The organism is Formosa sediminum (genome assembly GCF_007197735.1).
Classification (GTDB): Bacteria; Bacteroidota; Bacteroidia; order Flavobacteriales; family Flavobacteriaceae; genus Formosa; species Formosa sediminum.
In genome coordinates this window covers 94,852-119,707 of record NZ_CP041637.1, presented here as the reverse complement: position 1 = coordinate 119,707, position 24,856 = coordinate 94,852, and the positions used below count along the sequence as shown (strand labels likewise).

Sequence of the window (24,856 nt, the reverse complement as noted above, 5' to 3'; positions counted from 1 at the left end):
GATTGTATTATAAATACAATAGGTATGGTTTACACATTTTCTTATATGCATCTAATCCGGTTTTCCACGATTGTTTAATTTCTGTCACACTTAAATTACCTTCAATTTGTTTCTGAAGTTTTTTAGAACCAGCTAGTTTCGTGAAAAATGAATTAAAAAATTCAGCTTTGTTTTCTGTTGCTTGATAAGCTTTCATAATATAAGCCAAATTAATTTGTTGTAGTTGTTTCTCTTCAGTTAAATCTACTCCATAACAAAGTTTACCTTCATGTTTTGGGTGTTTAGCACCTGCATTTGGTTTAGGTGTATAGCTATAAGGCTGGTTTTTTAAAAAAGGAGAACCGTAAACTTGAAATTGAGTATCTGTACCACGTCCAGCATTAACATTTGTACCTTCAAAAAAGCATAAACTAGGGTATAAGTTTATAGACTGATCATTCGGCAAATTAGGAGATGGTTTTATGGGTAAGTAGTATAATTTATCGTGAGAATAATGTTCCATATTAATAACAGTAACCTCACATTGTATGCCGTTATTTAACCATTTTTGTCCATTTATCATTTGTGCATACTCACCAATGGTCATACCATGAACTATTGGTATTGGATGCATACCCACAAAACTTTTATGTTCCATTTCTAAAATAGGACCATCTATATAGCGCCCGTTAGGGTTTGGTCGGTCTAATATTAAAATCGGAATATTTTGTTCAGCACACGCTTCCATAACATAATGCAATGTCGAGATGTAAGTATAAAAACGAGCTCCTACATCCTGAATGTCAAAAATTAAAAGGTCTGTATTTTTTAATTGCTCTGTTGTTGGCTTCTTATTAGAACCATAGAGTGAAACTATAGGTAGTTTTGTTTTGGTGTCAATTCCATCTTTAACAACTTCTCCCGCATCTGCAGTACCACGAAATCCGTGTTCAGGAGAAAATACTTTAGTTATATTAACATCTAATTGTAAAAGTGAATCTACCAAATGGGTATATTGGCCACCAGATCTAAAAATGACGGACGTTTGATTGGCTACTATACCAATTTTTTTCCCTTCTAAGAGCGGAAGGTAGGTTTCGGTTCTATTTGCTCCTACAATAATAGTGCTATCGTTTTTTAGAACGATATGTTTTAAATTTAGATGTGATGTAAAAGACATTGCACGACAACCAAAAGAAATCATGATGAAAACCGATAATAAAACTGTATTTTTGAGGACATTTAAATGCATACCAATAATTTGAATTACGAATATTTTTTAGCTAAACGCATAATAGGCAGTAAAGCGTATAAAAGTAGTGTTTCGGCACCAATAATAAAAATAGGAATTGCTGCAATTGCAATAGGTATTGTGGTGATGATGATTGCCATTGCAACCGGAATTGGCTTACAGCAAAAGATTCGCGATAAAGTAGTTGCTTTTAATGGGCATGTAATTATTTCTAATTTCGATAGTAACAATTCTCAAGAAAGTGTTGTTCCAATTTCTACCCAACAAGATTTTTATCCAGAGTTTACTAGTGTAAATGGTATTAACCATATTCAAGCTGTAGCAACAAAATTTGGAGTAATTAGAACTGCAACAGACTTTGAAGGTGTTATTTTAAAAGGTGTTGGTAAAGATTTTACTTGGAAATATTTTAAAGACTTTTTAATAGAAGGACGACTACCCGATTATACAAAAGACAGAAATGAGGATGTATTAATGTCTCAGTTTATTGCTAATAAAATGGGTTTCAAATTAGGCGATAAATTCAATACCTATTTTATTAAAGACGATACCAATAAACCACCAAGTATAATTACATATACTATAGTTGGGATTTATAATTCGGGCTTTCAAGAGTTTGATGCGTCTTATATAATTGGAGACATTAGACACATTCAGCGATTAAATAAATGGGATGCCACTCAAATAGGAAATTTTGAAGTTTTTGTAGATGATTTTGATCGTGTTCAGGAAATCGGAACAGAAGTCTATAAAAACACACCGCCAACTTTAAATACACAAACTATAGTCGATAAATTTTATTCTATTTTCGAGTGGATTAAGATTTTCGATAATAATATCTATGCCATTATCGGGATCATGATTTTAGTCGCAGGTATTAATATGATTACAGCTTTATTGGTTCTTATTCTAGAACGCACCCAAATGATTGGCGTCTTAAAAGCTTTAGGTAGTAATAACTGGAGTATTAGAAAACTCTTTTTGTTTAATGCGTCTTACTTAATTGTGCTTGGTTTATTCTGGGGAAACCTGATAGGTTTAGGTTTATTATTCGCTCAGAAATATTTAAAACTTTTTCCTTTAGATCCTAGTATTTATTATGTAACCGAAGCTCCGGTGTACATAAATCTTAATTATATTATTGCACTTAATGTAGGGACATTTGTGTTGTGTTTGGTAATGCTTTTGGTGCCATCTTATATTATCACTAAAATTTCACCTGTAAAAGCGATGCGTTTCGAGTAGGTTTCTTTTAGTTTCATATTCCAGAATAGCAAAGATTCAAAAGTTTTTAGTTTCCTTAAATCATTAAACTTACGTCAGCCTGAATTTAGTTAAGGTTCTAATCAGAGAAAGTTTGGGAAAGCTTTTGAGATTTTTCTAGTTCTATGTTTCAAATTAATACATCTACAAATTTTCAACTAACTATTCTCAATATCACTAATATGGTGTTCTAATGCTTTTACAGAAATTTGTATTTCCATTATTAGTAATCCTAAGGACACAATTAATAAAATTAAAGCTATTCCAAATATCCAAACGGCTATGTATTGCTGATTAATGTAAATTAAAAACATAGTTAAAACACAAAATAGCAAGCTAGATATGCCTGCAATCTGCATAGAGCGTGTTAAATAAAGACGTTTTTTTATATTCTTTATTTGTACAATATAACGTTCGTCTCTTTTCTCTAAATATTTAGCATGTAAATCTCTTACTACAGCTGCATAAGCTAAAAACCGATTAGTATAAGCTAACATAATTAAAGATATTGCTGAAAATAGAAGGGCAGGAGTTGTTAGCGTTAATTCGTTCATATTAAAGTTTTTTTACAAATTTAATAACTTCAACGGTCTTAATATAATTAGTATGAGAAATTTGGAGTTTTTGCAAAGGAATTCTATCTTTAGCTATGCAGGAAGATTTTTTACATTATTTGTGGAAATATAAAAAGTTTAATACGAGTAAGTTACAAACGGTTCTTGGTGAGGCTATACAACTGCTTCAAGTTGGGAAGCATAACTTTAATTCTGGTCCAGATTTTTTTAATGCGCAACTTAAAATAGAAGATCAGTTATGGGCTGGTAATGTAGAAATTCATATCAAGTCTTCAGATTGGTATGTGCATCATCACGAAATAGATCCTGCTTACGATAATGTTATTCTTCATGTAGTTTGGGAACATGATGTAGATATTTTTAGAAAGGATAATTCTGCAATTCCAACATTAGTTTTAAAAGATGTGGTTTCTAAATCTGCTTTAGAGGGCTATTATCAATTATTTTATAAAGCACAGAAATGGATTAATTGTGAATCGGATTTTGTATCGGTAGACGATTTTATACTTCAAAATTGGTTAGAACGTCTGTTTTTTGAACGGTTAGAACGAAAATCGAGTCAGATAGAAACACTTTTATCTGCATCTATGAACGATTGGGAAGCGGTACTCTTTAAATTATTGGCTAAGAATTTTGGTTTAAAAGTGAATGGTGAATCCTTCTTTAGTTTGGCTAACTCTATTAATTTTGGAATTATTAGAAAAACACAAAGTAAAGCACAGGCTTTAGAAGCTTTATTTTTTGGGCAAAGTGGTTTGTTAGAAACCGAGATAGAAGATGAATATTATAAATCACTTCAACAAGACTATCAATTTTTAAAGCAGAAATTTAATTTATCACAAACTTCTGTGATGCCTTTGCAATTTTTTAGGTTGCGTCCGCCCAATTTCCCTACAATACGTTTATCACAATTGGCACAAGTGTATGCTAAAAACCAAAATTTATTTTCAAAAATTATAGAAGCTAAAACTAAACAGGAATTATATAATCTATTTTCTGTTTCTACTTCTCCATATTGGGAAACTCATTATACTTTTCAGAAATCTTCAAATTCTATAAATAAATCAACTTCTAATAAATTTATAGATTTACTAATTATAAATACAATTATACCTGTTAAATTTAGTTATTCTAAAATTTTAGGACAGCTAAATACTGAAACTATAATTGGTTTAATAAATGAAGTAGCAGCCGAAAGTAATTCTATAATTAAAAAGTATAACACTTTAAAACCCATTACAAGTTCTGCTTTGCAAACACAAGGACTCCTTCAATTGAAAAATGAATATTGCGATAAGAAAAAATGCTTGCAATGTGCTATTGGAAATACAATTTTAAACCGATTTTAGCTATATTGCAACATGAAATTTTTTTATAAGATTTTACATTACTTTCAGAAACGTGGTTTTTATGTGTGTCAGCGTATCGCAGATCGCATAGGGTTAAGAGCTAAAGTGGTAAGAACGTCTTTTATTTATCTAACGTTTGTTACAGTAGGCTTTGGTTTTGCTTTATATTTGTTTTTAGCTTTTTGGATTCGAATAAAAGATATGTTGTACACCAAACGTACATCGGTATTTGATCTTTAAAGTGGAATTACTTTCTTTAAGTAAAAAATTTTTTTAAAATAATTTTTTTTAGCAACTTGTGTCACTTAATGGGGCTCCCTCCCCAAAATATTAACTAACAAAAAACAATTATGAAGAAGTATCTTCTATCAATTTCTACCTTATTATTACCTATTTTAACTTTCGCACAACAAACAACATCAGAAAAGATCGATGTGGTCTTTAAACAATACACAGGATGGTTTGTAGATGCGATTTTTTATGAAATTCCATTTACAGATACGTTTCAATTGCCTTGGGTTTTAATAGTGTTAATTGGTGGAGCGCTGTATTTTACATTTTATTTTAAATTTATAAATTTTACAGGGTTTAGAATTGCAATAGATGTGGTTCAAGATAAATACCACGATATAGAAAAGCATGGAGCAGATACATTGTATGGTGATTCTACACCAAACGATGACGAAAATATTATTGAAACATTAAGAGATGATAGTGCTGATGGAGAAGTGTCTCACTTTCAGGCTTTAACAGCGGCTTTGTCTGCTACTGTAGGTTTAGGAAATATTGCAGGTGTGGCTGTCGCATTATCTATTGGAGGACCAGGAGCAACATTCTGGATGATTATCGCAGGATTTTTAGGAATGGCATCTAAATTTGCAGAATGTACTTTAGGTGTTAAATATAGAGATGTTGGAGAAGATGGAACCGTTTACGGAGGCCCAATGTATTATCTTAAAAAAGGACTTAATGAAAAAGGCTTTGGAGGTTTAGGAAAAGTATTAGCTGTAATCTTTGCAATATTTGTTATTGGAGGATCTTTTGGTGGTGGTAATATGTTTCAAGCAAACCAAGCCGCTGCACAGTTTGTTAAATTAGCAGGTATTGAAGGCTCTAACGGTGGACTATATTTTGGGTTGGTAATGGCTGTTATTGTAGCAGTAGTTATTATTGGGGGTATTAAACGTATCGCTACAGTTACCGAAAAAATAGTACCGTTTATGGCTGGAATTTATGTTCTTGCTTCTTTAATTATTTTAGGTGCTAATTATACTCATATTGGAGATGCTTTTATGTTAATTTTTGAAGGTGCATTTTCTGGTTTAGGTATTGCAGGTGGTTTAGTAGGAGTTATGATTCAAGGTGTGCGTCGTGGAGCTTTTTCTAACGAAGCTGGTGTAGGTTCTGCTGCAATTGCGCACTCGGCTGTACGTACAATTTATCCTGCTAGTGAAGGTATAGTAGCACTATTAGAACCTTTTGTAGATACGGTTGTGATTTGTACAATGACAGCTCTAGTTATTATCATTACAAATTTTGATGGTCAGTTTATGGAATACGGGGTGCCAATTTCTGAAGGAGTAGAATTAACTGCTACAGCTTTCGATAGTGTGATACCTCACTTTTCAATTGTACTAACAATAGCAGTAATTTTATTTGCATTCTCTACCATGATTTCGTGGTCTTATTACGGTATGCAAGGATGGGTTTACCTTTTCGGAAAAGGTAAAATTTCAGATATTGTATATAAAGTATTATTTTTATTTTTCGTAGTTGTAGGGGCTTCAATTAGTTTAGGAGCGGTTATAGATTTCTCTGATGCTATGATTTTTGCAATGGTAGTTCCAAATATTATTGGTGTTGTTTTATTAACTCCAGTCGTTAAACGAGAATTAAACAAGTATATGAACGCCATTTCTAAAAAAGACGAAGCTATAGAAGAAGGAGCAACAGATTTTACAGAGCATATGTAATATATTATAAATGAAACAATTTAAATCCCATATCATGTTTACAAAACAGCAGCGATATGGGATTTTTTTATTACTATTTATAATGGTTTCTCTACAATGCATCTATTGGTTCTGGAATCCATTTGAAGTAAAAGACACACTATCTCCAGACTCCTTAAAGGTTTTTCAAAAAGAAATAGATTCTTTAAAAAACATAGAGTTAAAAGATACAACACCTCAAATACTGCCTTTTAATCCTAATTATATAACCGACTTTAAAGGGTATACTCTTGGAATGAGTAATGAAGAAATAGATAGACTTCATGCATTTAGAGCTCAGAATAAATGGATTAATTCTACAGCAGATTTTCAAAAAGTTACTGGTGTGTCAGACTCCTTACTACAAGTTATTGCTCCTTATTTTAAATTTCCAGATTGGATTAATCAGAAATCTAAAGCCTTAAAACCTAGGACACAATATTCAAACCGAAAACTTACCTTTAGTCAAAAATTAGATTTAAACAAAGCTACAGCAGCCCAATTACAGTCGGTGTATGGAGTAGGAGAAAAGTTGTCTTTACGTATTGTGCGGTTTAGAGATTCTTTTAATGGCGGATTTATTTCTGATATACAATTACAAGATGTTTATGGGTTAACTCCAGATGTGATTGAAGCTATTAAGGAAAAATTTACTGTAAAAACGCCAAGAGCAGTTGTGAAACTAAATTTAAATACAGCCAATACAGACGATTTGGTTAAAGTACAACATATTGATTATCCGTTAGCTAAAGCTATTTTAGAATACCGTACACTGCATGAAGGGTATCGAGATTTGGATGAATTATTGAAAGTTAAAGGTTTTCCGCTTCAGAAATTAGATATAATTAAACTATATTTGGCGATCAATTAATCCTGTATTCTACTTGATTAGGATTAAAACATAATTTAGTTATATGAATACAATGTACTTCACCGAAGAACATGAGCTGTTTAGAAAAAGTCTTCAAGATTTCTTAAAAAAAGAAGTTGTTCCATATATTGATAAATGGGAAGAAACAGGTACTATAGAACGTTTTATTTGGAAAAAATTCGGAGATATGGGCTACTTCGGTATTAATTATCCTGAAGCCTATGGCGGATTAAATTTAGATCTGTTTTATACCATAATTTTCTTAGAAGAATTACAAAAAATAAATTCATGTGGTTTTGCCGCTGCCATGTGGGCACATGCTTATTTAGCAATGACTCATCTTGAAAAAGAGGGCGATGAAGCTATAAAACAAACCTATTTGGCACCTAGTATAGCGGGAGATAAAATAGGATGTTTGTGTATTAGCGAACCTTCTGCGGGGAGTGATGTTGCCGCTATGCGAACTACAGCTGTAAAAGATGGAGATACTTACATTTTAAACGGATCAAAAACATTTATTACCAATGGAGTGTATAGTGACTATTTGGTAGTATCTGCAAAAACAAGTCAAAACGAAGCACATAAATCAATTAGTATTTTTGTGGTCGATAGAAATACCCCTGGAATTTCTGCTACTAAATTAAATAAATTAGGATGGAGAGCATCAGATACAGCCGAGATTGCTTTTGATAATGTTGTTATACCAGCCTCTAATTTAATGGGAGAAGAAGGTAAAGGGTTTCCATATATTATGCAGCACTTTGCTTTAGAACGTTTAATTATGGGAGTTAATGCACATGCAAGAGCAGAATATGCTTTAGAATATGCACAACAATACATGAGTGAACGTACTGCGTTTGGTAAGTCTATAGATAAATTTCAAGCACTACGCCATAGTTTTGCAGATTTATACTCAGATATGACTATTTGTAAAACCTTTAATTATGCAGTAACTTACCGATTAAACAGAGGAGAATATGTTGTAAAAGAAGCCACAATCTCTAAACTAAAATCCACTAAAATGGCCGATGAAGTGATTTATCAATGTCTTCAGTTTTTAGGAGGCTATGGGTATATGGAAGATTATCCGTTAGCACGATTGTTACGCGATAGCCGCTTAGGACCAATTGGAGGAGGAACATCAGAAATCCTAAAAGAAATTATTTCAAAAATGGTTTTAGATAAAAAAGATTATAAGCCTGCAACTTAAACCTTATAAATATGGGTTTAAAAAACGTAGTGTCAATAATAAATTAATATATTAATGGTTAAATTATAAAGTTTAGAATATGAATTTCATTAACAAAACATATAGTTTAACCATTTTAGTTTGTCTGTTTTTTGGAACTGTATATGCTCAAACAGAACTAAAAAATAAGATTGTCGATTTCTCGACCATGATTCCTATTGAAAGTGCAAGTATTTATGTGCAGAATACTACAACAGGAACAATTAGTAATGCCGATGGAAAATTTGTTCTGCTTGTGCCCAATGCAATGCAAAACGACACTTTAGTAATATCGTCTATAGGTTACAAAAGCTATAAAATTCCTGTTAAAGAGTTTAATAATACCGAAGAGATTTTTTTAGAAGAAGATATAGCGTCTCTAGATGAAGTTTTACTTGTTGGCGAACCGCGCCCTAAAACAGGAAACGATATTGTGTTAAAAATGATTAGTAAGCTTCCCGATAATTTACCAGAGCTGCCATTTTTAGAAAAAGGGTTTCTTCGCCATAAAGAACAAAACAAAAAAGAGTTTAAGTGGCTTATAGAAAGTGCTATCACCCTTTACGATTCTAGTGCCCAATCTCCAGCCTATAAAAACTTAAAAATTAATGTAGACGAAATGCGTAAAAGTTACGACTTACGCGATGTAGATAGTTTATTAGCTTATACAGCATATTTAAAACAACACGGAAATAAGAATTTGCGAGCTAAAAATTTAAAGCGAGATACTATTAAAACAGCTGCTTTAGTTAAGGCTATAAAATGGAATGATACACGTACTAACGGACTAGAAAATCTCTTTGAAGGGAAATTGAATTTACTTAGAAATACAAAATCAGAACGTGCACTATTTGGTAAACATGTTTTAGATTATCATCAATTTAAGTTAGATACCGTTTTGGTAGATAATGAACGAAAAATATATAAAATTAAAATACTAGAAGGTGAAGATTATATTAATCTTGAAACACCGGGTATATTTAATGATGGCTACGTTGCTAATGGATGGTTATATGTCTATTGGGATACTTATGCTGTTAAAAAAATAGAATACGAATTAATAGCATCCTCAGAAGCCCAAAAAAATAGAAGTAAAATATTATTTGATACACAAGTTAACCACAAGCTTGAGATAACATATATGGAGTACGACTCAAAAATGTATGTTAATTATGTGTCTTATGAAACACCTAAGCTCGTAAACGTAGGAGCAAAAGTGCCTAAAACAGACGATCCGGAAGCAGAGCAACGCGCTAAGGATGAAAGATTCTATAAAACTATACAAGAAATTTTATTTACAGAAGTAATTTTAGATCCTGAGGCAATAGATACTAAACTGAAAAATGATTGGGATTCTAATATATTTGCAATTAAACCTTACAATAAAGATTTTTGGAATAATTATAATACTTTACTAGAAAGTGAAGAAGATGAAAAACTTATCCAAGATTTAACTAAACGGTCCTCATTATTTAAAGACTAATTTAACCTTTTAAATATTTTATTTTTTTAATTGCATAATTTAAATTAATGTTTAATTTTGCAGCCCGAATGCTAAAAGAGAGGAGGTTAAGGACTATGTTAATAATACCAATTAAAGAAGGAGAAAATATAGATAGAGCGTTAAAGCGTTACAAGCGAAAGTTTGATAAGACTGGAACACGTCGTCAATTACAATCGCGTAAAGAGTTTTTAAAACCTTCAGTAACGAATAGAGCGCTTATTCAAAAAGCACAATATGTACAGAAATTAAGAGATCAAGAACAAATCTAATTAATGTATATTTTATTTTATAGATAAAAATCCTGCAATAGCAGGATTTTTTTTGCTCTTTTTTTAACAACTTCTCATTATAATCTTTTTATATTAGCAATAATACAAGAATAAGCTTATGAGTTTTATGCCGTTTTTAGATTACCTTCTTTTAGAGAAAAATTATTCTGCTTTAACAGTACATGCCTACAAGAAAGATTTACAAGATTGCTTAAACTTTATAAAAACAGAATACAATCAAGATTCCTTACAAGAATTAAACTATTCACAAATCAGACGTTGGATTGTAGGTCTTGTAGAAAGTGGGTTATCCAACCGTAGTGTAAATAGAAAAGTATCGGCATTAAATACGTATTATAAATTTTTATTGAAGGTTGGCGATATACAAACTAATCCTTTGGCTAAACATAAAGCTTTGAAGGTAAAGCAAAGCATTCAAGTTCCATTTTCGGAAAAAGAAATGAAAACTGTTTTAGACGATTTTCCACATCACGAAGATTTTGAAGGCTTACGTAACAGATTAATTATAGAACTGTTTTATTCAACAGGAATTAGACGTATAGAGCTAGTACAACTTAAGTTAGAAGATTTTAATTTATCTAATAAAACTTTAAAAGTATTAGGTAAGCGTAATAAAGAACGTTTAGTGCCTTTACTACCGTCTGTAATAAAGGTTATTTCACTCTATTTGGATGTTAGAAAGGGTGTTGCTAATGGTCAAGATTCTTCATATATGTTTTTAACTAAAAAAGGCGTTAAAATTTATGAAACACTTGTTTACAGAATAATAAATAACTATTTTAGTTTAGCATCTACCAAAGTAAAAAAGAGCCCGCATATACTAAGGCATTCATTTGCAACTCATTTACTCAATCAAGGTGCAGATTTGAATGCCGTAAAAGAACTTCTAGGGCATTCTAGTCTCGCGTCAACTCAAGTGTATACGCATAATAGCATTGCAGAATTAAAAAAAGTGTATTTAAATGCACATCCTAGGAATAAAAATTAGTACGAAAAGACCTATTGTTTAATATTAAATGTAATAAGTATGAAAGTAAACATTCAATCAGTTAATTTTAACGCAGACAAGAAATTGATAGATTTTATTCAAAAACGAATGGATAAATTAGACCAATTTTACGATAAGGTAATAAGTTCCGATGTTTATTTAAAAGTAGAGAATACTAGCGATAAAGAAAATAAAATATTCGAAGCCAGAGTAAGTGTTCCAGGAGATAGCTTTGTAGTTAAAAAACAATGTAAGTCTTTTGAAGAAGGTGCAGATTGTGCCGCTTCGTCCTTAGAACGACAGTTAAAAAAGCGTAAAGAAAAATTAAAATCATATTTATAGAAAAAATATTTGAAAAAATGTTTTGAATAAAAGAATAAATATATACATTTGCAGTCCGTTAGAAATAGCGGACTTTTTTTGTGAAAGAAAAAAGTGCAAAAAGCCGATGTAGCTCAGCTGGCTAGAGCAGCTGATTTGTAATCAGCAGGTCGTGGGTTCGAGTCCCTCCATCGGCTCAAGTTCTTTTAAAGAGTGAAAAATTTATAATTGGGGAGATACTCAAGCGGCCAACGAGGGCAGACTGTAAATCTGCTGACTACGTCTTCGCAGGTTCGAATCCTGCTCTCCCCACATTATTTTTACGGTTGTAAAATTGTAAAAATGCTGGTAATTATAAATACAAGGAATTAAAATAATGCGAGAGTAGCTCAGTTGGTAGAGCGTCAGCCTTCCAAGCTGAATGTCGCCGGTTCGAACCCGGTCTCTCGCTCAATTTTAAGCCGGTGTAGCTCAGGGGTAGAGCGTTTCCTTGGTAAGGAAGAGGTCACGGGTTCAATTCCCGTCATTGGCTCTATTAAGAACATGAAAAGGAATACACTAATATTATTATATAACTAAGATTAAATTTTTAAAACATGGCAAAGGCAACTTTTGATCGTTCCAAACCACACTTAAATATAGGTACAATTGGACACGTAGATCACGGTAAAACAACATTAACTGCTGCTATTACTACTGTACTAGCTGCTGCAGGACTTTCAGAAGTAAAAAACTTCGATCAGATTGATAACGCTCCAGAAGAAAAAGAAAGAGGTATTACAATTAATACATCTCACGTAGAGTATCAAACAGCTAACCGTCACTACGCTCACGTTGACTGTCCAGGTCACGCGGATTACGTAAAGAACATGGTAACTGGTGCTGCTCAAATGGACGGTGCAATTTTAGTGGTTGCTGCTACTGATGGACCAATGCCTCAAACTAGAGAGCACATCTTATTAGGGAAACAAGTAGGTATTCCATCTATCGTTGTTTTCATGAATAAAGTGGATTTAGTTGATGATGAAGAATTATTAGAATTAGTTGAAATGGAAGTTAGAGATTTACTTTCTTTCTATGACTATGATGGTGATAATGGACCTGTAATTGCTGGATCTGCATTAGGTGGATTAAACGGTGAGCCAAAATGGTCTGAAAAGATTCTTGAATTAATGGAAGCTTGTGATACTTGGATTAAAGAACCTTTAAGAGAAGTAGATAAAGATTTCTTAATGCCTATCGAAGACGTATTCTCTATTACAGGACGTGGTACAGTAGCAACTGGACGTATCGAAACTGGTGTAGCGAAAACTGGAGATCCTGTTGAAATTATTGGTATGGGTGCTGAAAAGTTAACTTCTACTATTACAGGTATTGAAATGTTCCGTCAAATCCTTGATAGAGGTGAGGCTGGAGATAACGCAGGTATCTTATTAAGAGGTATTGCTAAAGAAGATATTAAAAGAGGAATGGTTATTACTAAGCCAGGATCTGTAACTCCACACGCTAAATTCAAAGCTGAGGTTTATATCCTTAAGAAAGAAGAAGGTGGACGTCACACTCCATTCCATAACAACTACCGTCCACAGTTCTACGTACGTACAACTGATGTAACAGGAACTATTAACTTACCTGAAGGAGTTGAAATGGTAATGCCAGGAGATAACTTAACTATTACTGTAGACTTACACCAACCAATCGCAATGAATGTTGGATTACGTTTCGCTATCCGTGAAGGAGGTAGAACTGTAGGTGCAGGACAAGTAACTGAAATTTTAGACTAAATAAAGTTTAATACAATATAAGGTTAAGGTGTTTCAATTCTGAAATACCTTGACTTTTATACGGGCGTAGCTCAGTTGGTAGAGCACTGGTCTCCAAAACCAGGTGTCGTGAGTTCGAGTCTCTCCGCCCGTGCTAATAAAGTTTTGAAAAATAATGGCTGGATTTGTAAATTACGTAAAAGAATCATTCGAAGAGTTAAAGCATAATGTAACTTGGCCTACTATGGCAGAAGCACAAAGCTTAACTATTTTGGTTGCTGTATTTTCTACAGTGTTCTCTTTAGCAATATGGGGAGTAGATACAGTATTCAGCAAGGCAATTTCGTATTACTTTCATTTAATCAACTAAAAATATTTTTTATGTCTGAAACAAATGCTAAAAAGTGGTATGTTGTAAGAGCTGTAAGTGGTCAAGAGAATAAAATTAAAGCCTATATAGAAAGTGAGATTTCTCGTTTAGGAATGCAAGATTATGTAGATCAAGTACTTGTTCCAACAGAAAAAGTAATACAAATTCGTAACGGAAAAAAAATACAAAAAGAAAAAGTGTATTTTCCTGGTTACATTATGGTTCAAGCTAATTTAACTGGAGAAGTACCTCATATTATAAGATCTGTAACTAACGTTATTGGTTTTTTAGGTGAAACTAAAGGAGGTGATCCAGTACCATTAAGACAATCTGAAGTAAACAGAATGTTAGGTAAGGTTGATGAACTTACTGTAGATACAGAAACTACAGTTGCTATACCTTACGAAATTGGAGAAACTGTTAAAGTAATTGACGGTCCATTTAATGGATTTGATGGTACAATTGAAAAGATTAACGAAGAAAAGCGTAAGCTTGAAGTAATGGTAAAGATTTTTGGAAGAAAAACACCATTAGAGTTAAACTACATGCAAGTAGAGAAAGTATAAAAAAACTGTTACAAGTATACAAAGATGTGTTATACCGCTTCCAACAGTAGATCCACATCAAAATTAAATTATTAAAAATGGCAAAAGAATTAGGTAAAGTAGTTAAGTTACAAGTTCGGGGAGGTGCAGCGAATCCGTCGCCACCGGTTGGACCCGCTTTAGGAGCTGCAGGTGTAAACATCATGGAGTTCTGTAAGCAATTCAATGCTAGAACGCAAGACAAACAAGGTAAAGTATTACCGGTTGTGATTTCTGTTTACAAAGACAAATCATTTGATTTTGTAATTAAGACACCACCAGCTGCAGTACAATTATTAGAAGCAGCTAAGTTAAAAAAGGGTTCTGGTGAGCCAAACCGAAAAAAAGTAGCTAAAGTTTCTTGGGATCAAATTAAAACTATCGCTGAAGATAAAATGCAAGATTTAAATGCATTTACAATTGAATCAGCTATGAAAATGATCGCAGGTACCGCAAGGTCTATGGGTATAACCGTGACTGGAAACGCGCCAAATTAATCTAGAAAAAGACATTTAAAATGGCAAGATTAACAAAAAAGCAAAAAGAAGCTTTAGCAAAAATAGAAAAAGGAAAACTTTATTCTATTAATGAAGCATCTTCATTAGTAAAAGAAATAACAAACGCAAAATTTGATGCGTCTGTTGATATTGCAGTTCGTTTAGGAGTAGATCCTAGAAAAGCGAACCAAATGGTTAGAGGTGTAGTATCTCTTCCTCATGGAACTGGTAAAGACGTAAAAGTTTTAGCATTAGTAACTCCAGACAAAGAAGCAGAAGCTAAAGAAGCTGGAGCAGATTACGTAGGTTTAGATGAATATCTTGATAAAATCAAGAGTGGATGGACAGACGTAGATGTAATTATAACTATGCCAAGTGTAATGGGGAAATTAGGACCATTAGGACGTATATTAGGACCTAGAGGTTTAATGCCAAACCCAAAAACTGGTACAGTAACTATGGATGTTGCAAAAGCAGTAACTGAAGTAAAAGCTGGTAAAATTGACTTTAAAGTTGATAAAACTGGTATTGTTCACGCTGCTATTGGTAAAGCATCTTTTAGTCCTGATCAAATTGCAGGTAACGCAAACGAATTATTACAAACATTAATAAAATTAAAGCCAACTGCGGCAAAAGGAACTTACGTAAAAAGTATTTTTATGTCTTCTACAATGAGTCCTAGTATAGCTGTTGAGCCTAAAATTGGTTAATTAGTTAAAAACTTTTATTATGACAAGAGAAGAAAAATCACAAGTAATTGAAGATCTAACTGCACAATTAGCCAATAATGCAAATATTTATTTAGCAGATATTTCAGGTTTAAATGCAGTGACTACATCAGACTTACGTCGCGCTTGTTTTAAAGCTAATATTAAATTAGCAATTGTAAAAAACACATTACTTGAAAAAGCAATGGAAGCTTCAGATAAAGAGTTTGGAGACTTAGCATCTGTTTTAAAAGGTAATACTTCAGTAATGTATTCTGAAACTGGAAATGCTCCTGCTAAAGTTATAAAAGCATTCAGAAAAAAATCTGATAAACCTTTATTAAAAGGTGCTTTTATAGAAGAAGCAGTTTACATTGGTGACGATCAATTAGATGCCTTAGTAGATATCAAATCTCGTGAAGAGTTAATTGGAGATATCATTGGATTATTACAATCGCCTGCTAAGAATGTTGTATCTGCACTTCAATCAAGTGGAGGGAAACTTACAGGTATCTTAAAAACGTTATCTCAAAAAGAGGGATAATATTACATAGTACGCATTATTACACAAATATATTACATTAAAAATTTATTAAAACGATAGAAAATGGCAGATTTAAAAGATTTCGCAGAACAATTAGTTAACTTAACAGTAAAAGAAGTTAATGAATTAGCAACTATATTAAAAGATGAGTATGGTATTGAGCCTGCTGCTGCTGCTGTAGCTGTAGCTGCTGGACCTGCTGCAGGTGAGGCTGCTGAAGAAAAAACTGAATTTGATGTTATTCTTAAAGCCGCTGGTGGTTCTAAATTAGCTGTTGTAAAGTTAGTTAAAGAATTAACTGGATTAGGTTTAAAAGAAGCTAAAGGTTTAGTTGATGAAGCACCAAGCCCAATCAAAGAAGGTATTTCTAAAGACGAAGCAGAAGCTTTAAAAGCATCATTAGAAGAGGCAGGAGCTGAGGTTGAGCTTAAGTAAGCTTACTTACCAAACAACATAAAGGTTTAGGTCTAGAGTGTTACTCTAAGGCCTAAACCATTTTGCGTATATAATACTTAGATACGCACATACTATTATTTTTAATCCAAATTTCGTCCATTGATGTTAGTAACACAAGCTGAAAGATTAAATTTCTCGTCTATTGTTAATAGAACAGAATATCCAGATTTCTTGGATATTCAGATTAAATCCTTCCAGGATTTTTTCCAACTAGAGACCAAATCTGAAGAAAGAGGTAATGAAGGTTTATATAACACCTTCATGGAGAATTTTCCAATAACAGACACTCGTAATCAATTCGTACTAGAATTTTTAGATTACTTTGTTGATCCACCAAGATATTCTTTAGAAGAATGTATTGAAAGAGGGCTTACATACAGCGTTCCGCTTAAAGCAAGGTTAAAATTATACTGTACAGACCCTGAACATGAGGATTTCGAAACCATTGTTCAAGATGTGTACTTAGGTACAATTCCTTACATGACACCAAGTGGTACATTTTGTATTAATGGTGCTGAGCGTGTTGTAGTTTCTCAATTACACCGTTCTCCTGGAGTATTCTTTGGTCAATCATTTCACGCAAATGGTACTAAGTTATATTCAGCAAGAGTTATTCCATTTAAAGGATCTTGGATTGAATTTGCTACAGACATTAACAGTGTAATGTATGCATATATCGATCGTAAGAAAAAGTTACCAGTAACCACTTTATTTAGAGCTATAGGTTTTGAACGCGATAAAGATATTCTTGAAATATTTGATTTAGCTGAAGAAATTAAAGTGTCTAAGTCTGGACTTAAAAAATATCAAGGACGCAAATTAGCAGCTCGTGTATTAAATACATGGCATGAAGATTTCGTTGATGAAGATACAGGAGAAGTAGTTTCTATTGAACGTAACGAAATTGTTTTAGATCGTGATACTATCTTAGATAAAGATAATATTGAAGAAATTCTTGAAGCTAACGTAAAGACTGTTCTTTTACATAAAGAAAGTGCTGAACAAGGCGATTATGCTATTATTCATAATACACTTCAGAAAGATCCAACAAACTCTGAAAAAGAAGCTGTAGAGCATATCTACCGTCAATTACGTAACGCAGAACCGCCAGATGAGGAAACTGCAAGAGGAATTATTGATAAATTATTCTTCTCAGACCAACGTTACTCTTTAGGAGAAGTTGGGCGTTACAGAATGAATAAAAAATTACAATTAGATATCGGAATGGATAAGCAAGTGCTTACTAAAGAAGATATCATTACTATTATAAAATATTTAATCGAGCTTATCAATTCTAAAGCAGAGATTGATGATATTGACCACTTATCTAACCGTCGTGTTCGTACAGTTGGTGAACAATTATCTTCTCAATTTGGTGTTGGTTTAGCACGTATGGCACGTACTATTCGTGAGCGTATGAATGTGCGTGATAACGAGGTGTTTACACCAATAGACTTAATTAATGCTAAGACTTTATCGTCTGTAATTAATTCGTTCTTTGGGACTAACCAGTTATCTCAATTTATGGACCAAACCAATCCATTGGCAGAGATTACGCATAAGCGTCGTCTTTCAGCTTTAGGACCAGGAGGTTTATCTAGAGAAAGAGCAGGTTTCGAAGTACGTGACGTTCACTATACACACTATGGTCGTCTTTGTCCTATTGAAACTCCAGAAGGACCAAACATTGGTTTAATATCTTCACTTTCTGTATATGCAAAAGTGAACTCTATGGGATTCATTGAAACTCCATATAGACCTGTTTCTGATGGTGTGGTAGACATCGTTAATCCGCCTGTATATTTAAGTGCAGAAGAAGAAGAAGAAAAATTAATTGCACAAGCAACTGTGCAAATTGATGAGAATGCTAAAATTGTACATGATAAGGTTATTGCCCGAATGGAAGGTGACTTCCCTGTTATTGAGCCAACAGCATTACATTATACAGATGTTGCTCCAAACCAGATTTCATCTATATCGGCATCTTTAATTCCGTTCTTAGAGCATGATGATGCCAACCGTGCATTAATGGGATCTAACATGATGCGTCAAGCTGTACCTTTATTGCGAGTAGATGCTCCAATTGTAGGAACAGGTTTAGAACGTCAAGTTGCTAAAGATTCTCGTGTTCTTATAAATGCAGAAGGAAATGGAGTAGTAGAATATGTAGATGCTAATGAAATTACTATCCGTTACGATAGAACGGAAGATGAAGCCTCTGTAAGTTTCGATTCTGATACTAAAACATATCCTTTAGTTAAGTTTAGAAAAACAAACCAAGGAACATCTATTAACCTTAAACCAATTGTTCGTAAAGGTGATAAAATTGAAAAAGGTCAAGTACTTTGTCAAGGTTACGCTACAGAAAACGGAGAATTAGCTTTAGGTAGAAATATGAAAGTAGCCTTTATGCCTTGGAAAGGGTATAACTTTGAGGATGCAATTGTTATTTCTGAAAAAGTAGTACGTGAAGATATCTTTACATCTATACATATCGATGAGTATTCTTTAGAAGTGCGTGATACTAAATTAGGTAATGAAGAGTTAACTAATGATATCCCTAACGTTTCTGAAGAGGCAACTAAAGATTTAGATGAAAATGGTATGATTCGTGTTGGTGCTGAAGTAAAACCTGGTGATATCCTTATTGGAAAAATCACACCAAAAGGTGAATCAGATCCAACTCCTGAAGAGAAATTATTACGTGCTATCTTTGGTGATAAAGCTGGAGATGTTAAAGATGCTTCTTTAAAAGCTTCACCATCATTAAATGGTGTAGTTATAGAGAAAAAATTATTTGCTCGTGCCGTTAAAGATAAACGTAAAAGAGCTAAGGATAAAGAAGATATTGCACAATTAGAAGCGGTTTATTACACTAAATTCGAAGATCTTAAAGCAATATTAATCGATAAACTTTTCGCTTTAGTTGGCGGAAAAACAGCACAAGGAATCTTTAATGATTTAGGTGAAGAAGTATTACCAAAAGGTAAGAAATATACTTTAAAAATGTTAAATTCTGTTGAAGACTATACACACCTAACATCAGGTGTTTGGACAACAGATGAGCATACTAATAAATTGGTTGCAGACTTAATCCACAATTACAAGATTAAAGAAAACGACTTACAAGGGTCTTTAAGACGTGAGAAGTTTACAATCTCTGTAGGAGATGAGTTACCAGCTGGTATTATTAAATTAGCAAAAGTTTACATCGCTAAAAAACGTAAACTAAAAGTAGGGGATAAAATGGCAGGACGTCACGGTAACAAAGGTATTGTTGCCCGTATCGTTCGTCAAGAAGATATGCCTTTCTTAGAAGATGGAACACCTGTAGATATCGTATTAAATCCACTTGGGGTACCATCTCGTATGAACATTGGTCAAATTTATGAAACTGTTCTTGGATGGGCAGGACAAAAATTAGGTCAGAAGTATGCCACACCAATTTTTGATGGTGCAACAATTGATGAAATAACAGCCTTAACTAATAAAGCTGGAGTTCCTGAATTTGGACATACTTACTTATACGATGGTGGAACAGGAGATCGTTTTGATCAAAAAGCAACTGTTGGAGTTATTTATATGATCAAATTAGGTCACATGATTGACGACAAAATGCATGCACGTTCTATAGGACCTTACTCTTTAATTACACAACAACCATTAGGTGGTAAAGCACAATTTGGAGGTCAGCGTTTTGGAGAGATGGAAGTATGGGCACTTGAAGCATATGGTGCTTCTTCAACCCTAAGAGAAATATTGACAGTGAAATCTGATGATGTTATTGGTAGAGCTAAAACTTACGAAGCAATCGTAAAAGGAGAGCAAATGCCAGAACCAGGATTACCAGAATCTTTTAACGTACTTATGCACGAATTGAAAGGTTTAGGATTAGACATTAGATTAGAGGAATAATATATTGTTCACCGGGTTTCAAGTAAATTCGGTGAACACAGTTTACAAATAATTCGATATCACCATATATTATGGCAAGAAAACAAGATAAGAATACAGTAAAGAGGTTTAATAAAATCTCAATTGGTTTAGCCTCACCAGAGTCTATTTTAGCAGAGTCTAACGGTGAAGTGTTAAAGCCAGAAACTATCAATTATCGAACACATAAACCAGAACGAGATGGTTTATTCTGTGAGCGTATTTTTGGTCCTGTAAAAGACTACGAATGTGCCTGTGGAAAATATAAGCGTATTCGCTACAAAGGTATTGTATGTGACCGTTGTGGTGTTGAAGTAACAGAAAAGAAGGTACGTCGTGATAGAGTAGGACACATTAATCTTGTTGTTCCTGTTGCACACATCTGGTACTTCCGTTCTTTACCAAATAAAATTGGTTATTTATTAGGGTTACCTTCTAAGAAATTAGATATGATTATTTACTACGAACGCTACGTAGTAATCCAACCGGGTAATGCTAAAAACGAAGAAGGAGAACCATTACAAAAAATGGATTTCTTAACTGAAGAAGAGTATTTAAATGTTTTAGAAACACTTCCTCAAGATAATCAATACTTAGAAGATACAGACCCAAATAAATTCTTAGCGAAAATGGGTGCTGAGTGTTTAATCGAACTTTTAGCGCGTATTGATCTTGATGCATTATCATATCAATTACGTCATAAAGCAAATACAGAAACGTCTAAACAACGTAAAACTGAAGCTTTAAAACGTTTACAAGTTGTAGAAGCACTACGTGAGTCTAATGAATATAGAGAGAATCGTCCAGAATGGATGATCATGAAAGTGATTCCTGTAATTCCACCAGAATTACGTCCGTTAGTACCATTAGATGGAGGTCGTTTTGCGACTTCAGATTTAAATGATTTATACCGTCGTGTAATTATCCGTAACAACCGTCTTAAAAGATTAGTTGAGATAAAAGCACCAGAAGTTATCTTACGTAATGAAAAACGTATGCTACAAGAGTCTGTAGATTCGTTATTTGATAACACACGTAAAGCTTCTGCAGTAAAAACAGATTCTAACAGACCTTTAAAATCATTATCAGATTCTTTAAAAGGTAAGCAAGGTCGTTTCCGTCAAAACTTATTAGGAAAACGTGTTGATTATTCTGCACGTTCAGTAATTGTTGTTGGACCAGAAATGAAATTGTTTGAATGTGGGTTACCAAAAAACATGGCAGCCGAGCTTTACAAACCTTTTGTAATTAGAAAATTAATTGAAAGAGGTATTGTAAAAACTGTAAAATCTGCAAAGAAAATTATAGATAAAAAAGAGCCTGTGGTTTGGGATATCTTGGAGAATGTTCTTAAAGGACATCCAATATTACTAAACCGTGCTCCTACGTTACACCGTTTGGGTATACAAGCCTTCCAACCAAAATTAATTGAGGGTAAGGCAATCCAATTACACCCATTAGTGTGTACCGCATTTAACGCCGATTTCGATGGAGATCAAATGGCAGTTCACTTACCATTAGGTCCTGAAGCTATTCTTGAAGCGCAAATGTTAATGTTAGCGTCTCATAATATCTTGAATCCAGCGAATGGTTCTCCTGTAACGGTGCCTTCTCAAGATATGGTACTTGGTCTATATTATATGACTAAGCTACGTAAATCTACTCCAGAAGTGCCAATTAAAGGTGAAGGTTTAACATTCTATTCTCCAGAGGAAGTAGAGATTGCTTTTAACGAGAAACGTGTAGACTTAAATGCTGGAATTAAAGTTAGAACATACGACTTTAATGAAGAAGGAGAATTGGTATTACAAATTATTGAAACTACTGTAGGACGTGTACTATTTAATGAAAAAGTACCGCATGCAGCTGGATATATAAACCAAGTTTTAACTAAAAAATCTTTAAGAGATATTATTGGTAATATCTTAAGAGTAACTTCTGTTCCAGAAACAGCAGAATTCTTAGATGCCATTAAAACTTTAGGTTATAAATTTGCTTTCCAAGGTGGACTATCATTTAGTTTAGGTGATATTATTATCCCACCAGAAAAGCAAGGTATGATAGATAAGGCCAATGGTCTTGTAGATGGTATTATGGGTAACTATAACATGGGACTTATAACAAACAACGAACGTTATAACCAGGTTATTGATATCTGGACCTCTACAAATGCTGAATTGACTGAATTGTCAATGAAACGTATCCGTGAAGATCAACAAGGATTTAACTCGGTATTTATGATGCTTGATTCTGGAGCGCGTGGATCTAAAGAACAGATTCGTCAGCTTACAGGTATGCGTGGATTAATGGCAAAACCTAAAAAATCTAACGCAGGAGGTGGAGAAATCATTGAAAACCCAATTCTTTCTAACTTTAAAGAAGGACTTTCAATTTTAGAATACTTTATCTCTACGCACGGTGCTCGTAAAGGTCTTGCAGATACCGCTCTTAAAACTGCCGATGCAGGGTACTTAACACGTCGTCTTGTAGATGTATCTCAAGATGTAATCATTAACAGTGAAGACTGTGGTACTTTAAGAGGTGTAGAAGTTACAGCATTAAAGAAAAATGATGAAGTTGTTGAGTCTTTAGGAGAACGCGTAATTGGACGTGTATCTTTACATGATGTTTACAACCCATTAACAGAAGAATTATTAGTTTCTGAAGGTCAATTAATAGATGATGATATCGCAGATAAAATCAATCAATCGCCTTTAGATGCTGTTGAAGTACGTTCACCTTTAAGCTGTGAGGCTAAGAAAGGTATTTGTGCTAAATGTTATGGTCGTAACCTATCTACCAACAAAATGGTACAATTAGGAGAAGCTGTTGGTGTAGTTGCTGCGCAATCTATTGGAGAACCAGGAACTCAGTTAACATTACGTACGTTCCACGTTGGAGGTATTGCAGGTAACATTTCAGAAGACAATAAACTTATTGTTAAGTTTGATGGAGTTGCAGAAATCGAAGATCTTAAAACGGTTAAAGGTGTTGATGCAGAAGGTAATACTGTAGATATTGTTATCTCTCGTACTTCAGAATTAAAACTTATAGATAAGAAAACAGGAATTACTTTAAGTACAAACAATATCCCTTATGGTTCTACTATCTTTATTGATAATGGTGTAGATCTTAAAAAAGGAGATGTAGTTTGTCAATGGGATCCATATAACGGTGTAATTATCTCTGAATTTGCAGGTAAAGTACGTTATGAAAATATTGAGCAAGGTATTACTTATCAAGTAGAAATCGATGAGCAAACAGGATTCCAAGAAAAAGTAATTTCAGAATCAAGAAATAAAAAATTAATACCAACCCTTCATGTAGATGATGCAAAAGGTAACCCTATCCGTTCTTACAACTTACCAGTTGGAGCACACTTAATGATAGACGATGGTGAAAAGATTGGTGTTGGTAAAATTTTAGTAAAAATTCCTCGTAAATCTGCTAAAGCAGGGGATATTACAGGAGGTTTACCACGTGTTACAGAATTGTTTGAAGCACGTAACCCTTCTAACCCAGCTGTAGTAAGTGCTATTGATGGTGTGGTTACTTTTGGTAAAATTAAGCGTGGTAATCGTGAGATTATTGTAGAATCTAAATTAGGAGATGTTAAGAAATATCTAGTTAAATTATCTAATCAGATCTTAGTACAAGAAAATGATTATGTAAAAGCAGGTATGCCACTTTCTGATGGTTCTATCACACCTAACGATATCTTAAACATTAAAGGCCCTTCAGCTGTACAACAATACTTAGTGAATGAAGTTCAAGAAGTATACCGTTTACAAGGGGTGAAAATTAATGATAAGCACTTCGAGGTTGTTGTTAGACAAATGATGCGTAAAGTTCAAATTAAAGATTCTGGAGATACTATTTTCTTAGAAGATCAATTGGTTCATAAAGCAGACTTTATCGAAGAAAATGATAAAATTTTCGGATTAAAAGTTGTTGAAAACGCTGGAGATTCTACTAATCTTAAAGAGGGTCAATTAATAACACCTTTTACACTAAGAGATGAGAATTCATTATTACGTCGCGAAGATAAAGCACTTGTAACTGCTAGAGACGCACAGCCAGCAACGGCTACGCCTATCTTACAAGGTATAACAAGAGCATCACTTCAAACCAAATCATTTATTTCTGCAGCATCGTTCCAAGAAACAACTAAGGTTCTTAACGAAGCAGCTGTAGCAGGTAAAGTAGATTATCTTGAAGGTCTTAAAGAAAATGTTATTGTAGGACACAAAATACCAGCAGGTACTGGTATGCGTAAATACGATCATATTATCGTGGGATCTAAAGAAGAGTTTGACGAAATGATGCAAGCTAAAAAACAAGAAGTAAATTTTAACTAATAAAATAATCCCGTGTAAAACGGGATTATTTTT

21 protein-coding genes and 5 tRNA genes are annotated in these 24,856 nt (G+C 33.4%); 24 read left to right on the top strand and 2 right to left on the bottom strand.

Translation table 11 applies throughout. From position 1 onward, the window contains the following. Positions 1-7: 7 nt before the first annotated feature. Positions 8-1,231: an exo-beta-N-acetylmuramidase NamZ family protein gene (locus tag FNB79_RS00565; RefSeq protein ID WP_143379445.1), complete on the bottom strand. Its 1,224-nt coding sequence runs from the start codon at positions 1,229-1,231 to the stop codon at positions 8-10. 9 nt (positions 1,232-1,240) lie between these two features. On the opposite strand from FNB79_RS00565, the gene FNB79_RS00560 reads away from it, so the two are divergent. Next, positions 1,241-2,476 carry an ABC transporter permease gene (locus FNB79_RS00560; RefSeq protein ID WP_143382525.1) on the top strand — a complete coding sequence of 412 codons (1,236 nt, stop codon included), beginning with the start codon at positions 1,241-1,243 and terminating at the stop codon, positions 2,474-2,476. A gap of 176 nt (positions 2,477-2,652) precedes the next feature. On the opposite strand, the gene FNB79_RS00555 is transcribed toward FNB79_RS00560, so the two are convergent. Then, positions 2,653-3,048, bottom strand: a complete 396-nt coding sequence (locus tag FNB79_RS00555) for a DUF2721 domain-containing protein (RefSeq protein WP_143379444.1) — start codon at positions 3,046-3,048, stop codon at positions 2,653-2,655. Positions 3,049-3,143: 95 nt separating this feature from the next. Between FNB79_RS00555 and FNB79_RS00550 the strand changes: the two genes are divergently transcribed. From FNB79_RS00550 to rpoC, 23 genes are all read left to right on the top strand, one after another. After that, complete coding sequence (locus FNB79_RS00550; protein ID WP_143379443.1) at positions 3,144-4,418, top strand: DUF2851 family protein; 1,275 nt, start codon at positions 3,144-3,146, stop codon at positions 4,416-4,418. Positions 4,419-4,430: 12 nt separating this feature from the next. Next, complete coding sequence (locus FNB79_RS00545) at positions 4,431-4,658, top strand: PspC domain-containing protein (RefSeq protein ID WP_143379442.1); 228 nt, start codon at positions 4,431-4,433, stop codon at positions 4,656-4,658. 110 nt (positions 4,659-4,768) lie between these two features. Beyond that, positions 4,769-6,391 (top strand): alanine/glycine:cation symporter family protein, encoded by a 1,623-nt coding sequence (locus FNB79_RS00540; RefSeq protein WP_143379441.1) that lies wholly within the window; start codon positions 4,769-4,771, stop codon positions 6,389-6,391. Between the two features lie 34 nt (positions 6,392-6,425). Beyond that, positions 6,426-7,280, top strand: coding sequence for a ComEA family DNA-binding protein (locus FNB79_RS00535; protein WP_246073306.1), 855 nt, complete (start codon positions 6,426-6,428; stop codon positions 7,278-7,280). Between the two features lie 43 nt (positions 7,281-7,323). After that, a complete protein-coding gene (locus tag FNB79_RS00530; protein WP_143379439.1) occupies positions 7,324-8,490 on the top strand; it encodes an acyl-CoA dehydrogenase family protein in 1,167 nt (388 codons plus the stop codon). 79 nt (positions 8,491-8,569) lie between these two features. Continuing rightward, positions 8,570-9,991, top strand: a complete 1,422-nt coding sequence (locus FNB79_RS00525; protein WP_143379438.1) for a carboxypeptidase-like regulatory domain-containing protein — start codon at positions 8,570-8,572, stop codon at positions 9,989-9,991. Between the two features lie 95 nt (positions 9,992-10,086). Further along, positions 10,087-10,281 carry a 30S ribosomal protein S21 gene (gene rpsU, locus FNB79_RS00520; protein WP_143379437.1) on the top strand — a complete coding sequence of 65 codons (195 nt, stop codon included), beginning with the start codon at positions 10,087-10,089 and terminating at the stop codon, positions 10,279-10,281. Between the two features lie 118 nt (positions 10,282-10,399). Then, on the top strand, positions 10,400-11,290 hold the full coding sequence (locus FNB79_RS00515; protein WP_143379436.1) for a tyrosine-type recombinase/integrase: 891 nt from the start codon (positions 10,400-10,402) through the stop codon (positions 11,288-11,290). 39 nt (positions 11,291-11,329) lie between these two features. Further along, positions 11,330-11,632, top strand: coding sequence for a ribosome hibernation-promoting factor, HPF/YfiA family (hpf, locus tag FNB79_RS00510; RefSeq protein ID WP_143379435.1), 303 nt, complete (start codon positions 11,330-11,332; stop codon positions 11,630-11,632). A gap of 102 nt (positions 11,633-11,734) precedes the next feature. Continuing rightward, positions 11,735-11,808, top strand: a tRNA-Thr gene (locus FNB79_RS00505). A gap of 33 nt (positions 11,809-11,841) precedes the next feature. Further along, positions 11,842-11,923: transfer RNA gene (locus FNB79_RS00500), tRNA-Tyr, on the top strand. Positions 11,924-11,989: 66 nt separating this feature from the next. Next, positions 11,990-12,062 (top strand) — tRNA-Gly (locus FNB79_RS00495). 9 nt (positions 12,063-12,071) lie between these two features. Continuing rightward, positions 12,072-12,143: transfer RNA gene (locus FNB79_RS00490), tRNA-Thr, on the top strand. Positions 12,144-12,207: 64 nt separating this feature from the next. Next, positions 12,208-13,395: an elongation factor Tu gene (tuf, locus tag FNB79_RS00485; RefSeq protein ID WP_143379434.1), complete on the top strand. Its 1,188-nt coding sequence runs from the start codon at positions 12,208-12,210 to the stop codon at positions 13,393-13,395. A 60-nt stretch (positions 13,396-13,455) separates the two neighbouring features. Continuing rightward, a tRNA-Trp gene (locus FNB79_RS00480) sits at positions 13,456-13,528 on the top strand. A 21-nt stretch (positions 13,529-13,549) separates the two neighbouring features. After that, positions 13,550-13,744, top strand: coding sequence for a preprotein translocase subunit SecE (gene secE, locus FNB79_RS00475; protein ID WP_057778298.1), 195 nt, complete (start codon positions 13,550-13,552; stop codon positions 13,742-13,744). 11 nt (positions 13,745-13,755) lie between these two features. After that, positions 13,756-14,310, top strand: coding sequence for a transcription termination/antitermination protein NusG (gene nusG / locus FNB79_RS00470; protein WP_143379433.1), 555 nt, complete (start codon positions 13,756-13,758; stop codon positions 14,308-14,310). Positions 14,311-14,387: 77 nt separating this feature from the next. After that, positions 14,388-14,825, top strand: a complete 438-nt coding sequence (gene rplK, locus FNB79_RS00465; protein WP_057778301.1) for a 50S ribosomal protein L11 — start codon at positions 14,388-14,390, stop codon at positions 14,823-14,825. Between the two features lie 20 nt (positions 14,826-14,845). Beyond that, positions 14,846-15,535 carry a 50S ribosomal protein L1 gene (gene rplA, locus FNB79_RS00460; protein ID WP_143379432.1) on the top strand — a complete coding sequence of 230 codons (690 nt, stop codon included), beginning with the start codon at positions 14,846-14,848 and terminating at the stop codon, positions 15,533-15,535. Positions 15,536-15,554: 19 nt separating this feature from the next. Then, entirely contained in the window at positions 15,555-16,076 is a 522-nt protein-coding gene (rplJ, locus tag FNB79_RS00455; protein ID WP_143379431.1) for a 50S ribosomal protein L10, read from the top strand. A 63-nt stretch (positions 16,077-16,139) separates the two neighbouring features. Next, complete coding sequence (gene rplL / locus FNB79_RS00450; protein ID WP_143379430.1) at positions 16,140-16,511, top strand: 50S ribosomal protein L7/L12; 372 nt, start codon at positions 16,140-16,142, stop codon at positions 16,509-16,511. Positions 16,512-16,634: 123 nt separating this feature from the next. Next, positions 16,635-20,447 carry a DNA-directed RNA polymerase subunit beta gene (rpoB, locus tag FNB79_RS00445; RefSeq protein WP_143379429.1) on the top strand — a complete coding sequence of 1,271 codons (3,813 nt, stop codon included), beginning with the start codon at positions 16,635-16,637 and terminating at the stop codon, positions 20,445-20,447. A 71-nt stretch (positions 20,448-20,518) separates the two neighbouring features. Next, entirely contained in the window at positions 20,519-24,823 is a 4,305-nt protein-coding gene (gene rpoC / locus FNB79_RS00440; RefSeq protein ID WP_143379428.1) for a DNA-directed RNA polymerase subunit beta', read from the top strand. Positions 24,824-24,856 lie beyond the last annotated feature (33 nt).

Coding starts and splice junctions, on each gene's coding strand:
- rpoC (WP_143379428.1), top strand. CDS start 20,519: ATGGCAAGAAAACAAGATAAGAATACAGTAAAGAGGTTTAATAAAATC.
- FNB79_RS00540 (WP_143379441.1), top strand. CDS start 4,769: ATGAAGAAGTATCTTCTATCAATTTCTACCTTATTATTACCTATTTTA.
- FNB79_RS00525 (WP_143379438.1), top strand. CDS start 8,570: ATGAATTTCATTAACAAAACATATAGTTTAACCATTTTAGTTTGTCTG.
- rpoB (WP_143379429.1), top strand. CDS start 16,635: ATGTTAGTAACACAAGCTGAAAGATTAAATTTCTCGTCTATTGTTAAT.
- rplA (WP_143379432.1), top strand. CDS start 14,846: ATGGCAAGATTAACAAAAAAGCAAAAAGAAGCTTTAGCAAAAATAGAA.
- hpf (WP_143379435.1), top strand. CDS start 11,330: ATGAAAGTAAACATTCAATCAGTTAATTTTAACGCAGACAAGAAATTG.
- rplL (WP_143379430.1), top strand. CDS start 16,140: ATGGCAGATTTAAAAGATTTCGCAGAACAATTAGTTAACTTAACAGTA.
- FNB79_RS00515 (WP_143379436.1), top strand. CDS start 10,400: ATGAGTTTTATGCCGTTTTTAGATTACCTTCTTTTAGAGAAAAATTAT.
- tuf (WP_143379434.1), top strand. CDS start 12,208: ATGGCAAAGGCAACTTTTGATCGTTCCAAACCACACTTAAATATAGGT.
- FNB79_RS00545 (WP_143379442.1), top strand. CDS start 4,431: ATGAAATTTTTTTATAAGATTTTACATTACTTTCAGAAACGTGGTTTT.
- secE (WP_057778298.1), top strand. CDS start 13,550: ATGGCTGGATTTGTAAATTACGTAAAAGAATCATTCGAAGAGTTAAAG.
- rpsU (WP_143379437.1), top strand. CDS start 10,087: ATGTTAATAATACCAATTAAAGAAGGAGAAAATATAGATAGAGCGTTA.
- FNB79_RS00550 (WP_143379443.1), top strand. CDS start 3,144: ATGCAGGAAGATTTTTTACATTATTTGTGGAAATATAAAAAGTTTAAT.
- rplK (WP_057778301.1), top strand. CDS start 14,388: ATGGCAAAAGAATTAGGTAAAGTAGTTAAGTTACAAGTTCGGGGAGGT.
- FNB79_RS00565 (WP_143379445.1), bottom strand. CDS start 1,231: ATGCATTTAAATGTCCTCAAAAATACAGTTTTATTATCGGTTTTCATC.
- FNB79_RS00535 (WP_246073306.1), top strand. CDS start 6,426: ATGTTTACAAAACAGCAGCGATATGGGATTTTTTTATTACTATTTATA.
- FNB79_RS00530 (WP_143379439.1), top strand. CDS start 7,324: ATGAATACAATGTACTTCACCGAAGAACATGAGCTGTTTAGAAAAAGT.
- nusG (WP_143379433.1), top strand. CDS start 13,756: ATGTCTGAAACAAATGCTAAAAAGTGGTATGTTGTAAGAGCTGTAAGT.
- FNB79_RS00555 (WP_143379444.1), bottom strand. CDS start 3,048: ATGAACGAATTAACGCTAACAACTCCTGCCCTTCTATTTTCAGCAATA.
- rplJ (WP_143379431.1), top strand. CDS start 15,555: ATGACAAGAGAAGAAAAATCACAAGTAATTGAAGATCTAACTGCACAA.